Source organism: Streptomyces durocortorensis (genome assembly GCF_016901035.1).
Lineage (GTDB): Bacteria > Actinomycetota > Actinomycetes > Streptomycetales > Streptomycetaceae > Streptomyces > Streptomyces durocortorensis.
In genome coordinates this window covers 26,868-40,402 of record NZ_JAFEUF010000023.1, presented here as the reverse complement: position 1 = coordinate 40,402, position 13,535 = coordinate 26,868, and the positions used below count along the sequence as shown (strand labels likewise).

Here is a 13,535-nt window from a genome sequence, read left to right as displayed (position 1 = left end):
CTTCCGGGGGCGCGGGGGGGGGGGCCGCCGGTTCCGTATCCCTCTAAAAAACCCGGGCCCGCCGTTACCCCCCCGGGGGGGGGGGGGCGGTCCTCAAGGGCCTGGTGGGGCCGCTGTCAGCCGTGCTCGGCGTGTCAGCCGTGCTTGGCGCGCGAGGCCGTGCGGCCGCGCTGCTTGGCGTCCAGGACGACCTTGCGGATCCGCACGGTCTCCGGGGTCACCTCGATGCACTCGTCCTCGCGGCAGAACTCCAGGGACTGCTCCAGCGACAGCTTGCGGGCCGGGACCACGTTCTCCGTGGTGTCCGCGGAGGCCGCACGCATGTTGGTGAGCTTCTTCTCCTTGGTGATGTTCACGTCCATGTCGTCGGCGCGGGAGTTCTCGCCGACGATCATGCCCTCGTAGACCTCGGTGCCGGCCTCGGTGAAGATGACACCGCGCTCCTGGAGGTTGACCATCGCGAACGGCGTGACGGAGCCCGAACGGTCCGCCACCAGCGAGCCGTTGTGACGGGTGCGCAGGTCGCCGAACCACGGCTCGTGGCCCTCGAAGATCGAGTGCGCGATACCGGTGCCGCGGGTCTGCGTCAGGAACTCCGTACGGAAGCCGATGAGGCCGCGGGACGGCACGATCCACTCCATGCGGACCCAGCCGGAGCCGTGGTTCGTCATGGTCTCCATACGGCCCTTGCGGGTCGCCATGAGCTGCGTGATGGCGCCGAGGTGCTCCTCCGGCGAGTCGATCGTCATGCGCTCGATCGGCTCGTGGGTCTTGCCGTCGATCTGCTTGGTGACGACCTCGGGCTTGCCGACGGTCAGCTCGAAGCCCTCGCGGCGCATCTGCTCGACCAGGATGGCGAGCGCGAGCTCACCACGGCCCTGGACCTCCCAGGCGTCGGGGCGCTCGGTGTCCAGGACGCGGAGCGAGACGTTACCGATCAGCTCGCGGTCCAGGCGGTCCTTCACCTGACGGGCGGTGACCTTGTGGCCCTTGCCGCCCTTGCCGACGAGCGGCGAGGTGTTGGTGCCGATGGTCATCGAGATGGCCGGCTCGTCGACCGTGATCAGCGGGAGCGCGATCGGGTTCTCGGGGTCGGCCAGGGTCTCGCCGATCATGATGTCCGGGAATCCGGCGACGGCGCAGATGTCGCCCGGGCCCGCCACCTCGGCCGGCTTGCGGGTGAGCGCCTCGGTCATCATCAGCTCGGTGATGCGGACGTTGGACATGGTGCCGTCACGCTTGATCCAGGCGACGGTCTGGCCCTTGCGCAGCTCGCCCTGCTCGACGCGGCAGAGCGCGATACGGCCGAGGAAGTTGTCGGCGTCCAGGTTGGTGACGTGGGCCTGGAGCGGCGCGGCCTCGTCGAACTCGGGGGCCGGGACGTGCGACAGGATCGTGTTGAAGAACGGCTCCAGATTCTCGCTGTCCTGCGGAACGGTGCCGTCCTCGGGCTTGGTCAGCGAGGCGACGCCGTCACGGGCGCAGGCGTAGACGATCGGGAACTCGATCTGGTCCTCGTCCGCGTCCAGGTCCAGGAACAGGTCGTACGTCTCGTCGACGACCTCGGCGATCCGGGAGTCGGGGCGGTCCGTCTTGTTGATGCAGAGGATGACCGGCATCCGCGCGGCCAGCGCCTTGCGCAGCACGAAGCGGGTCTGGGGCAGCGGGCCCTCGGAGGCGTCGACGAGCAGCACGACGGCGTCCACCATCGACAGACCACGCTCGACCTCGCCACCGAAGTCGGCGTGACCGGGGGTGTCGATGATGTTGATCGTGATCGGATCCCCGCCGTCCTTGGGGTGATACTTCACCGCCGTGTTCTTGGCGAGGATCGTGATGCCCTTCTCACGCTCCAGGTCGTTCGAGTCCATCATGCGGTCGTCGAGCGACTCGGCAGCGTGCGCGGCGAAGGAGCCGGCCTGCTTGAGCATGGCGTCGACCAGCGTGGTCTTGCCGTGGTCGACGTGGGCGACGATGGCTACGTTACGGATGTCGTGGCGCGTGGGCATGGGTGGCTTGCGCTTCTCTCGGATCGTGGGATCAGGCGTCTCAGTCGGTCTTCGAGTCCTCGTACGCCCGCCGGGCGGCACGCCACGGCTCGTCCCATCGTACGGGCCTCGGGCCCGCCGGGCTTCCCGGGCCGATCGGCAGAGGCGGTCTTCCCGTGTGATTCAGGCGATATTCAGCCGGTGTCAAGGAGCTGCCGGGCCATCGAGTGGCCGGAATGCGGGCAAAGCTGCGGTGGGACCGCGGTGGAGCCGGTGGAGCTGTGGGGGGTGAGGAGAGGTGAAGCGACGAACGGCCCGGGTCAGGGCAGAAACCACACTGCCCGCCGGGCGAACCGGCGGGCAAGGGTTTTGAGGTGCATCTGAGCTTGGCGGCGGGAGGGTGTGGTATTTGCCCGCTACTTCTTGCGGTCTGCGGGGGAACCGGCTGCTTGCCGGTTCTTGAACCCGATGTCCTGGTACCGGGGGGCCGCGAAACCGAACGCCCCGACGTTCGAGAGCTTCTTGTCGACCGCGACGAGCTGCGGGCGCTGGAAGAGCGGAATCGATCCGGCGGCGGCCCAGATCCGGGCGTCCGCCTGCTTCATCAGCTCCCGGGCGGCCTTCTCGTCCAGCTCGCCGGCGGCCTTGTCGAAGAGCTGGTCGATGTGGTCGGTGCCGACCCGGGTGTAGTTCTGCTCCACGAGGAGCGACCCGTCGGTGGCGGGCTCCGGCTTGGCGTAGATCGGGCGTCCGTCGGTGGCCGGGTAGGCGGTGGCGGGCCAGGAGTAGAGCGCCAGGTCGTACGCGCCGGAGGCGACGTGGTCCTTGAAGTAGCTCTCGTCCGGGACCTTGGTGATCTCCGTGCCGATGCCGATCTTCTCCAGCATCACGGCGATCTTGTCGCCGACGCTGCGCAGCGACTGGGAGCCGGGTCCGGAGGGGAGCACGAAGCGCAGGGTCAGCGTCTTGCCGTCCTTGCCGAGCTGTCCCTTGGCCGCCGCGGGCGCCGGGGCGGCGGTGCCGACGGGGGCGTACGCTCCGGCGGCTCCCCCGGGCTGCTTGTCCGTGGCGGCGACGGCGCCGTCCTCACCGAGGGCGCCGGCCTGGCGGAGCAGGGCGGTGCCCTGGGCGGAGGCGGCCTTCGCGGGGGCCGGGACGTGGACGGCGGAGGCGCTGCCCACGGTGGCGGGAGCGGGGGCGCCGGGCTTGTTGTCCTCGCCGACGATGTAGAGGCCCTCGTCGCGGGAGGCCGCGCTGTCCTCGGAGTCACGGTCGGCGGAGGCCTGGTCGGCCTTCTTGCGCTCGGCGGCGGGGTCCTCGGCCTTCTCGTCCTCGCCCTCCGCCTTCTCGCTCGTGGCGTCCTTGTCCTCGGCCTCCTGGTCCTCCTCCTTCTCCCTGTCCCCGGCGGTCTTCTCCGTGTCCCCGTCGGTCTTCTTCTCCGCGTCGGCGTCGTCCTTGCCGCCGTCGCCCTTCTTCTCCGCCTCGCTGCCCGCCTTGGTGTCCTTCGGCGGCTCGGCCGCGCCGCCCCGGGTCCAGCCGGCGTCGGCCAGCAGGGCCTGGGCCTCCTTGGTGTTCTGCTCGCCGAGCGCCCCGCTGCCGTCCTTGTAGCCGGGCTGACCGGCGAGGGTGAGGTGGCTGCCGAGCGGCTTCGCCGGAAGGCCCAGCGGCCCGAGCACGGTCTGGGCCAGTTCCTGGCGGTCCAGCGCGCGGGCCACCGCCCGGCGGACCCGGTCGTCGGCGAGCGGGCCGGACTCGCCGTTGAGCGCGAGCTGGGTGTAGGCGGGCTCCAGGGACTTGCGGACGGCGAAGTCGCGCAGGGCCTTCTGTTCCGTGGCGTACGCGACGACGGCCTTGCGGTTCTTCTCCCGGGCGGCCTGCGCGATCTCCGCCGCCTCCTCGTCGGAGCCGTGCGCCTGGGCCCAGGAGCGCAGCGCCTGGGCGGGCGTGGTCTCGGAGCCCGGACCGTGGGCGAGGGGCTGGCCGTTGCTGCCCCGGTCGCGGCGGGCGAGCGTGATGCGGTCGGCGGTGCCCGCGTCGATGTCGGCGACGTCCACCGTGCCGTCGGCGAGGGCCTGGGTACGGTCCTTCACGGCGACCGCCCGGAAGACGAGGGTGTCCAGCTTGGCCTTGTCCCCCCACCAGCGCGGGTTGCGGGCCAGCGTGACGGTGCCCTTGGACTTGCTCATGCTCTTCAGGACGAAGGGCCCGGCGGTGTTCTTCAGGGCGGTGCGCGCGCCGTCGTTGAAGGCGTCCGGCGAGCCGGTGATCTCCTTCGGGTAGAGCGGCGAGAACAGCGAGCGCCAGTCGGCGTACGGCTTGGCGAACGTGACCCGCACCTGGAGGTCGTCCGCGCCGCGCTCGATCTTCTCGATCCGCTCGTAACCGGAGTTGCGGGCGGTCCAGAACGCGGAGTCCTTGCCCCGCAGCGCCCGCCACTGGGCAACGAAGTCGGGGGCCCCGATCTCCCGCCCGTCGCTCCACACCGCCTGCTGGTTGAGCTTGTAGAGCACCACCTGCTTGGGCTCGCGCTCGATGACCTTCGCGGACTCCAGGTAGTCCGGGTTGAGCTTCGGCTGCCCGGACCTGTCCATCGGGAAGAGCGTCGGGAGCAGGGCTCCGGTGATCCGGGTGGTGGCGCTGTCCGCGTCCGCCTGGAAGGCGTTGAAGGTGGCGGGCAGCGCGTCGACCGCCCAGGTCACCGTCGAACCGTCGGCGACCGCCTCGCGGGCGGCGGGCGCGATGTCCTGGGGCACGCCCCGGGAGGTCTCCTCGCTGCCGGAGCTGCACCCGGCCAGCACGGGGATCGTGAGCACCCCCGTCGTGAGGAGCGCGAGCGATCGGCGCTTTCGAACCGTCCCGCGCGGGACGCCGACGTGGGACATGGCTGATACCTCCGGGGCCGGCCCGGACCACCCCGTACCGGAATGGACCGGATAGTGCGTATGTGGTGGCATTTGCAGTTGATCACACTGATTCCTTCCGCCCACTGAAAACGCCTCCTCGCGCGAGGAGGCGCCGACACGGCGGGCGGGGGCCGCAAGCTCACCCGCCCGGAGGAACGTTTCGCCGTTCGCCGGGCCCCGGCGGCGCGTCCCGTACGTGAGTCCCGGCACGCCGGATCGGACGACCTTGCTCCTCGTGCGGCCCAGGATCTAGGGTGAATGCGCTTTCACGAGCCTCGTGATCGCATCGCCCGGCGCGCAGACCGCCGGCCCGGTACCAGCACCCGCGCCGCCGGACGCGGAGCTGCGGAAGAAGAAGCGGACGGACGGTGGGTCGAGTGAGCGCCCCCACGGTGTACGACGTCGCCGAGCGGTCGGGCGTCTCCATTGCCACGGTCTCCCGGGTCTACCGGAACCCCGATTCCGTACGCGCCCAGACCCGCGAGAAGGTCATGGAGGCGGCCCGCGAGCTGGGATACGTGCCGAGCGGCAGCGCCCGGGGCCTGGCCAGCCGGACGACGGGCGTGCTCGGCCTGTGCTTCCCCGATTACGCGGACCCGGACGCCGAGTCCGTGGCGGCGGCGAGCGACGCGGACGACGACCAGGCCGTGATGCTCTACTCCGACCAGATCATCCGGGGCATGGAACGGGCGGCCCGGCGGCACGGCTACGCCCTGCTGATCGCCGCCTCGCTGGACGGCGGGCCGGAGAGCCTGGTGGCGAAGGTCGCGGGGCGGGTCGACGGCTTCGCCGTGCTGGCCCGGACCGTGCCGACCGCGGACCTGGAGGTGATATCGCGCCGGCTGCCCGTGGTGATGCTCGCCGGGCCCCGCGAGATCGACCACCTGGACCACATCGTGGTGGCCAACACCGAGGGCGAGCGCGAACTGACCCGCCATCTGATCGAGGGCCACGGGCTGCGCCGGCTGGCGTTCGTCGGCGCCGAGGAGGAGTCGCCGGACGCCCAGGCCCGGTTCCAGGGCTTCCAGGAGGCGTGCCGGGAGGCGGGCCTTCCGGTGCCCTCCCGGCCGGAGGTGCGCGCCGGCATGATGACGCAGGCCGAGGGCGCGCTGGCGGCGGACGCCCTGCTGGACAGGTCGGAGGGTACGGGGGTGGCGCGGCCGGAGGCGATGCTGTTCGCGAACGACCAGATGGCGGTCGGGGCGCTCCAGGCGCTGGAGCGGCGCGGGGTGCGGGTGCCCGAGGACATCGCGGTGACCGGGTTCGACGGGATCCCGCTGAGCCGCCTGGTCCGCCCGCCTCTGACGACCGTCCGGCAGCCGATCCGGCAACTGGGCGAGCAGGCGGTGGAGCTGCTGGTGCAGCGCCTGGCCGACCCGGGCCGGGCTCCGGTCTCGCTGGAGCTGCCGGTCTCGGTGACACGAAGGGCGAGCTGCGGCTGCGGCTGACCCGGGCGCTCTGGGTGCTTTTGTACGCACATATAAGCCGTGTTTTTCACACAGGGCGCTGACTCGGGGCTGGCAGGGCATAAGCACTGCCTACCTGAGGAGGCTGTGGTGAGCGACAGAACGGGACTGACCCCAGTGCTGACGGCTGCGCGGGAAGCCGCACCGGTGAATTCGGTCGATGTCGTGGCGCGCGATCTGCGCACCAGGTTCGGCGCGCGGTACGTGTCGTTCCTCTTCGTGGACCTGGTCGGCAGCCGCCTGCTGCGGGTCAACGACATGACCGGCGCCTCCCGTGGCGAGGACCGGACCGAGAGGGTTCCGCTGGAGGGCAGCGGCATCTACGACAAGGTGCTGCGTTCTCAAAAGGTGGTGCAGGAGGACCAGAACGGGCGGGGTCAGCGCATCCTCGCCCCGGTGACCAACCGCGGTGACACCATCGGCGTGCTGGAACTGTTCCTCGACGCCGTCACCGAAGAAGTACTGGCACAGATCGAGGACGCCGCACTCGCGCTGGCGTACATCATCGTCACCGACCGCCGCTTCACCGACCTCTACCACTGGGGCAACCGCTCCACGCCGGTCAGCCTGGCGGCGGAGATCCAGCGTCAGCTGCTCCCGTCCGCGGCCTCCTGCGACGCGGCGGAGTTCGCCCTCGCCGGGGCTCTGGTCCCGGCAGCCGACATCGCCGGGGACACCTACGACTACAGCCTCGACAACAGCGACCTCCATCTGTCGGTCACCGACGCCATGGGCCACGACGTCAAGGCCTCGCTGATCGCCACCCTCGTGGTGAACGCCTCACGCGGCGCCCGTCGCGCCGGCGCGGAACTGGCCGAACAGGCCCGCCAGATGCACCAGGCCCTCCTCGACCACGGGAAGAGCACCTTCGCCACCGGCCAGTTGCTCCGCATCGCCCTGGACGGGAGCCGCGCCCAGTTCGTCAACGCCGGTCACCCCGAGCCGCTCCGGCTGCGCGACGGCTCGGTCGAGGTCATCGCCCCGCGGGTCGACATGCCCTTCGGCTTTCCGCCCCAGGGGCCGTACGCGGTCCAGGAGCTGGACCTGCGCCCCGGCGACCGGCTCCTGCTGTACACCGACGGCGTGCAGGAACGGGAGTCGGCCTCGGTCGACCTGCCCGGAATACTGCTCCAAACCGCCGCCGAGCACCCGCGTGAGGTCGTGCGCATGCTCGTCACCGCGGTCGCCGACGCGTACAGCGGCCGCCCGCCCAAGGACGACGCCACGGTCCTGTGCCTGGACTGGTACGGGCCCCGCCGACCGGACGCCTGAGCCCGGGCCCGAGACGCAGCCGGGGCCATCAGACTGCCGGGCCCCTCAGACCGCCGGGGCCTTCAGGCCGCAGGGCCATCAGACCGCCGGGGCCAGCCGCTCCCCGAAGAACCGCGTCCGCCGCGCGTCCAGCTCCGCCGCCTCGGACACCATCCCCCGGTACGCGAAGTGCCCCGCCGTCAGCACCTGGAGCTCGCGCTCCCCGGCCAGCGCGTTGTGTACGGCGAACTGCCCCGGCGGCGGCACGGAGGGGTCGAACAGCGCGGCCGCGACCAGCGTGGGCAGCGTCAGCCGGCCGGCCGCCGTCGCCGCGTCGAAGTAGCGGAGTACGCCGGTGACCTCGGGGTCTTCGCGGTGGTGCGCCCGGACCGCCTCGCCGCTGCCCGCGCAGGGCAGGGTCAGCCGCAGCGGGTGGTTGCCGAAGGTGGGGACCGTGAGCTGGGCCGCGCCGAAGCGGTCGTCCCAGGGCAGCGCGAGGGCCCCGAGCCCGCCGCCGAAGCTCTCGCCGAGGTATCCGAGGCGGGGCCCGCCAGGGAGACCGGCCCGGGCCAGCTCGGGCACCAGTTCCGTCAGGGCGGAGGCGGCGCACCACAGGTCGGCCGCGCAGTCGCCGATGACGTACGTCTCGCGGGAGCCGATGCCGTGCAGGACGTGCGTGTCGGCCACGTCCGGGATGCCCGGCATCCGGCTCCGCTCCCCCATGCCCCGTACGCACGGCAGGATCGCGGCGGCCCCGGGCAGCGGAGCCGGAAGGTCCCGGCCGGGCCGCTGACGGCCCCCGTACCCGTGCCCGACGACGAATCCGTACCGCACAGGGCCCTCGGCGGGCAGGGCGAGCCAGCCGCCGAGCCGGACGCCGCCCACGGACGTGAAGGTGACCCCGTGGATCCGTACGCCGTCGCGCTCCTCCTCGACCGGCCCGAGGACCGGGCGGGTGCCGACCGCGTGGGCCCGCGCGTACCGGCCCCGCCAGAACGCGTCGAAGTCGTCGGGGGCGGGCGGGGCGGGGACGGCGAGGAGGGCCTCCGGCGCGTCGTACCCGTAGGCCGGGTCGAACGGGAAGCCGTGGGAGAGCGCGACGGATGAGGCCATGCCGCGAGGGTAGACGCCGGCTCATCGGCGGGACGCCGGCCCCCGGCAAGACGAATCGGTCACATCGCCTGTTGTTCCACAAACAGCGCGTTTACGGTTCAACGACAAGCCTCGACACAACGGCATGTCACCGGGATGCCGAGCACGTTGCACGAGTGTGACCCAGCACCCTCTTGCGGATTCCCGAACGTCTGGCGCAGAGTGATGTATGCGCTTACAGGCAGCGCATACATAGCGCAGAGCGCAGCATCCGGAATGCTCAAGGAGGAGCCCTCCCATGTCCCGCATCGCCAGAACAGCTCCCGCCGGCCTAGCGCTCGCGCTCGCCGTGACCCTCTCCGCCTGCGGCTCCTCCGGCGGCGACGTCGCGGCCGACGCGAAGCAGACGCTCACCGTGTGGGCCATGGGGGCCGAGGGCGAGAAGCTCGCGGACGTGGCCGAGGTCTACGAGAAGGCCAACCCGAACATTACGGTGAAGGTGACCCCGATCGGCTGGGACGTCGCCCACCAGAAGCTCGTCTCGGCCGCGGCGGCGGGCACGCTGCCCGACGTGGCGCAGATGGGCGGCAGTTATATGGGCGAGTTCGCCGAGCTGGGTGTGCTGGAGCCGGTGGACACCAAGCTCTTCGAGAAGAAGGACTTCTTCCCGGCGGGCTGGGAGCAGGGCGAGGTGGAGGGCACCGCGTACGGCGTGCCGTGGTACGTCGACACCCGCGTCCTCTACTACCGCACGGACCTCGCCGAGAAGGCGGGCGTGAGCAAGGCCCCGGCGAACTGGAAGGAACTCCAGGACCTGGCGGGCGCGTACCAGAAGAAGGCCGGGACGAAGTGGGGCCTGTCCATCCAGCCCAGCGGCCTGGACACCGTGCAGAACTTTTACTCCTTCCTCTACTCGGCGGGCGGCGAGATCGTCGACGACAAGGGCGAGGCGGTCATCGACAGCCCGGCGGCCGTCAAGGCGCTCAAGGAGTACGGCAGTTACTTCGACAAGGGCCTCGCCAACAAGTCCGTGCAGCCCGGCTACGACGTGGTGAAGGACTTCGGCAACGGCCGCGTCCCCATGTTCTTCGGCGGCCCCTGGCACGTGACACTGCTCAACGAGGGCCAGCCGCAGATCAAGGGCAAGTGGGCCATCGCCCCCGTCCCCGCGGACGCCTCCTCCACCTCCATGGCCGGCGGCTCCTCGCTCGTCGTCTCCAAGGACAGCGAACACAAGGCGGCGGCAACCGAGTTCATCCAGTACCTGACCGACACGAAGGGCCAGTCCGACTGGTACGAGCGGACGAAGGACCTGCCCGCCAACACCTCCGCGTGGGAGTCCGGCGTCCTCGCCGACGACGCCGACCTGCAGACCTTCAAGAAGCAGATGGACACCGCCAAGTCCTCGCCGTCCCTGGCCAACTGGACCGAGATCACCGACAAGGTGGACCAGGCCATCGCCAAGGTGACGCAGGGCAAGGCTTCCGCCGAGGACGCGCTGAAGACCGCGCAGTCCGAGATCGAAGGCCTCGTGAAGCAGTAGCCATGGGCACATCGACCACCTCGACCACCACGACCGAGAAGGCCGCGGGGCCCGCGAAGGCGGGGGCGGGCGCATCCCCCTCCCTCGCCCCGGGCGGCGGCCGCCGCAAGCGGACGCTGGGCATGCAGAACGCGGCGGGCTGGCTGTTCTCCACCCCGTTCCTCGTCCTGTTCGCCGTCTTCATGGCGTTCCCGATCCTCGCCACGCTGGCGATGAGCTTCACCGACTTCGGGCTGCGCAATGTGACGCGCCCCTGGGAGGCGGAGTTCATCGGATTCGAGAACTACGTCGAGCTGTTCGGCGACGAGAAGTTCCTCAAGTCCCTCTTCAACACGGGGTACTTCGTGGTCGTCGGCGTGCCGCTGACGATCGGGATCGGGCTGGTCGTCGCGGTCCTGCTGAACAACGGGATCGACCGGGCGCGGACCTTCTTCCGGGTCGGCTTCTACGCCCCGGTGGTCACGACCATCGTCGCGGTGGCCGTGGTCTGGCGGTTCGTGCTCGATCCGAGCGACGGGCTGATCGCCGGCCTCTTCTCCGAAGTGGGCTGGACGGCACCGGACTTCCTCGGCTCGGAGGCGCTGGCGATGCCGTCGCTGATCGTCATGGCCGTCTGGCGGAACGTCGGCACGGTGATGGTGCTGTTCATCGCGGGCCTCCAGGCGATCCCCACCGAGGTGCGGGAGGCGGCGAAGCTCGACGGTGCGAGCGTCTGGCAGGAGTTCCGGTCCGTCACCATCCCACTGCTGCGCCCGACGGTGCTGTACGCCACGGTGATCACGACGATCGGCTACCTCAACGTCTTCGAGGAGCCGTTCGTGATGACCCAGGGCGGCCCGTCCGACTCGACCCTCACGGTCTCGCTGAACATGTACCGCGAAGGGTTCAACTTCTTCCACATGGGCTACGCGAGCGCGATGGCGTACGTCCTGTTCGTGGTGATCATGGGCATCACGGTGCTCCAGCTCCGACTGCTGAAGGACAACACGAAATGAGCGCCACCAGCAGCGCGCCTGCCCGGCCGGGGAAGCGGCCCACGAAGGGCCGGAGCGTCACCCGCCCCCTGACCTACGTCCTGCTCTCGCTCGGCCTGCTGGTCATGTCGGCGCCCTTCCTCTGGATGGGGATCTCCGCCTTCAAGACCCAGAGCGAGCTGTCGGCCAGCCCGCCGGTGTGGATCCCCACCGAGTGGACGCTGACCAACTTCCGGCAGCTGCTCGACAAGCTGGACCTGCCGCTGTACTTCATGAACTCGGTGATCGTGGCGGTCCTGGTGACCGTCTCGAACCTGGTGTTCTGCTCGATGCTCGGCTACGCCCTGGCGAAGCTGAACTTCGTCGGCCGCAACAAGGTCTTCGGCCTGGTGCTCGGTGCGCTGATGGTGCCCGGCAACCTGATGCTGCTGCCGCTGTTCGTGCTGATGAGCAAGCTGCAACTGATCGACAGTTACGCGGGTCTGGTGCTGCCGTTCGCCGCCGGGGCCTTCGGGGTCTTCCTGATGCGCCAGTTCATGCAGTCGATCCCGGACGAGCTGCTGGAGGCGGCCCGGATGGACGGTGCGAGCGAGTGGTACATCTTCTGGCGGATCGTGATGCCGCTGGTGAAGCCCGCGCTCGCGACGCTGTCGATCTTCACGTTCCTGGGCTCCTGGAACAACTTCGTCTGGCCGCTGATCGCGACCAACGACCCCGAGAAGTACACGCTCCCGGTCGCCCTGGCGACCTTCGCCACCGACCCCAACAAGGCGGGCGGCTCCAACGGGATGCTGATGGCCGGGGCCTTCCTGATCGTGCTGCCGGTGCTGGTCGTCTTCATCGCGCTGCAACGGCACTTCACACAGGGCATCGCCACGGCGGGCATGAAGTAACCCGTCCGCCGAGGAACTTCACGTAACAGAGGCCGCGGCCCCACCCCGTAACGAAGTGGCGCGGTCACACCCCACACCACCACCAGAAAGACATGTCGCGATGACGAACACCCCTGCCCCGAACCAGCCGACGACGACGGCGGCCTCCGTCCCGTTCCCCGAGGGCTTCCTCTGGGGCGCGTCCACGGCCGCCCACCAGATCGAGGGCAACAACACCGACTGCGACTGGTGGGTCAAGGAGCACGCCGCCGGCACCCACATCGCGGAGCCCAGCCTGGACGCCTGCGACAGCTACCACCGCTGGCCCGAGGACATGGACCTGTTGGCCTCCCTCGGTTTCACCGACTACCGGTTCTCCATCGAGTGGGCCCGCATCGAGCCGGTCGAGGGCCGCTTCTCGCGCGCCCAACTGGCCCACTACCGAAGGATGGTGGAGGGTGCGATCGAGCGCGGCCTGCGTCCGATGGTGACCCTGCACCACTTCACGGTCCCGCAGTGGTTCGAGGCGCGCGGCGGCTGGACGGCCGAGGGGGCGGTGGAGCTGTTCGCCCGGTACGTGGCGGCCTGCGCGCCGGTGATCTCCGAGGGCGTCTCCCACGTCTGCACGATCAACGAGCCGAACATGATCGCCGTGATGGCGGGCCAGGCCAAGCGCGGCGACAACAGCTTCCCGCCCGCCGGCCTGCCCACCCCCGACGACGAGACGACCGAGGCCGTCATCGCCGCGCACCACGCGGCGGTGAAGGAGGTCCGGGCCCTGGACGCGGGCATCCAGGTCGGCTGGACCATCGCCAACCAGGTCTACCAGGCACTCCCCGGCGCGGAGGACGTCACCGCCGCCTACCGCCACCCGCGCGAGGACGTCTTCATCGAGGCGGCACGCGGCGACGACTGGATCGGCGTGCAGTCCTACACCCGTACGCGGATCGGCCCGGACGGACCGATCCCGGCGGCCGACGACGTCGAGCGGACGCTGACGACGTGGGAGTACTACCCGGGCGCGGTCGGCGAGGCGCTGCGCCACACCGCCGAGGTGGTCGGGGAGGTCCCGCTGATCGTCACGGAGAACGGCATCGCGACGGCCGACGACAGCCGCCGGATCGACTACTACGCGGGCGCGCTGAACGAGGTCGCCTCGGCGCTCGCGGACGGCCTCGACATCCGTGGCTACCTGGCGTGGAGCGCGCTCGACAACTACGAGTGGGGCACGTACAAGGCCACCTTCGGCCTGATCGCGATCGACTGGGAGACCTTCGAGCGCACCCCGCGCGACTCGGCGAAGTGGCTGGGCTCGCTGGGCCGCGCCCGCGAACTCCCGCGCACCGCAGCCTGATTCTCCCGCCCGTCCCCGCGCCCCGATACGGGGAGCCACCTGACGGCTCCCTCCGGCCCGGGAGCCGGCGGAACCTGACGACCGCCGGCTCC

The 13,535-nt window shown here is 70.5% G+C and carries 9 protein-coding genes; 6 read left to right on the top strand and 3 right to left on the bottom strand.

The annotated features are described in order from the left end of the window. Positions 1 to 134: 134 nt before the first annotated feature. Together typA and JS521_RS07600 are read right to left on the bottom strand one after the other, a co-directional pair. Positions 135 to 2,009 carry a translational GTPase TypA gene (typA, locus tag JS521_RS07605; RefSeq protein WP_205081956.1) on the bottom strand — a complete coding sequence of 625 codons (1,875 nt, stop codon included), beginning with the start codon at positions 2,007 to 2,009 and terminating at the stop codon, positions 135 to 137. Positions 2,010 to 2,404: 395 nt separating this feature from the next. Beyond that, a complete protein-coding gene (locus tag JS521_RS07600; RefSeq protein ID WP_205081955.1) occupies positions 2,405 to 4,870 on the bottom strand; it encodes an ABC transporter family substrate-binding protein in 2,466 nt (821 codons plus the stop codon). Between the two features lie 398 nt (positions 4,871 to 5,268). Here JS521_RS07600 and JS521_RS07595 point away from each other — a divergent pair, with 398 nt between their 5' ends. Both JS521_RS07595 and JS521_RS07590 read left to right on the top strand, forming a co-directional pair. Continuing rightward, on the top strand, positions 5,269 to 6,339 hold the full coding sequence (locus tag JS521_RS07595; protein ID WP_205081954.1) for a LacI family DNA-binding transcriptional regulator: 1,071 nt from the start codon (positions 5,269 to 5,271) through the stop codon (positions 6,337 to 6,339). Between the two features lie 105 nt (positions 6,340 to 6,444). Then, entirely contained in the window at positions 6,445 to 7,629 is a 1,185-nt protein-coding gene (locus tag JS521_RS07590) for a PP2C family protein-serine/threonine phosphatase (RefSeq protein ID WP_205081953.1), read from the top strand. 78 nt (positions 7,630 to 7,707) lie between these two features. Here the strand turns inward: JS521_RS07590 and JS521_RS07585 are convergent, their stop codons facing one another. Then, positions 7,708 to 8,721 carry an acetylxylan esterase gene (locus tag JS521_RS07585; RefSeq protein WP_205081952.1) on the bottom strand — a complete coding sequence of 338 codons (1,014 nt, stop codon included), beginning with the start codon at positions 8,719 to 8,721 and terminating at the stop codon, positions 7,708 to 7,710. Between the two features lie 277 nt (positions 8,722 to 8,998). Here JS521_RS07585 and JS521_RS07580 point away from each other — a divergent pair, with 277 nt between their 5' ends. The 4 genes from JS521_RS07580 to JS521_RS07565 all read left to right on the top strand — a co-directional run bounded on the left by JS521_RS07580 (position 8,999) and on the right by JS521_RS07565 (position 13,443). Continuing rightward, positions 8,999 to 10,243, top strand: coding sequence for a sugar ABC transporter substrate-binding protein (locus JS521_RS07580; protein ID WP_205081951.1), 1,245 nt, complete (start codon positions 8,999 to 9,001; stop codon positions 10,241 to 10,243). 2 nt (positions 10,244 to 10,245) lie between these two features. Beyond that, a complete protein-coding gene (locus JS521_RS07575; RefSeq protein WP_205081950.1) occupies positions 10,246 to 11,238 on the top strand; it encodes a carbohydrate ABC transporter permease in 993 nt (330 codons plus the stop codon). Beyond that, positions 11,235 to 12,110, top strand: coding sequence for a carbohydrate ABC transporter permease (locus JS521_RS07570; protein ID WP_205081949.1), 876 nt, complete (start codon positions 11,235 to 11,237; stop codon positions 12,108 to 12,110). Before JS521_RS07575 ends, JS521_RS07570 begins: the two co-directional genes overlap by 4 nt. Positions 12,111 to 12,210: 100 nt before the next feature. Further along, positions 12,211 to 13,443 (top strand): glycoside hydrolase family 1 protein, encoded by a 1,233-nt coding sequence (locus JS521_RS07565; protein ID WP_205081948.1) that lies wholly within the window; start codon positions 12,211 to 12,213, stop codon positions 13,441 to 13,443. Positions 13,444 to 13,535 lie beyond the last annotated feature (92 nt).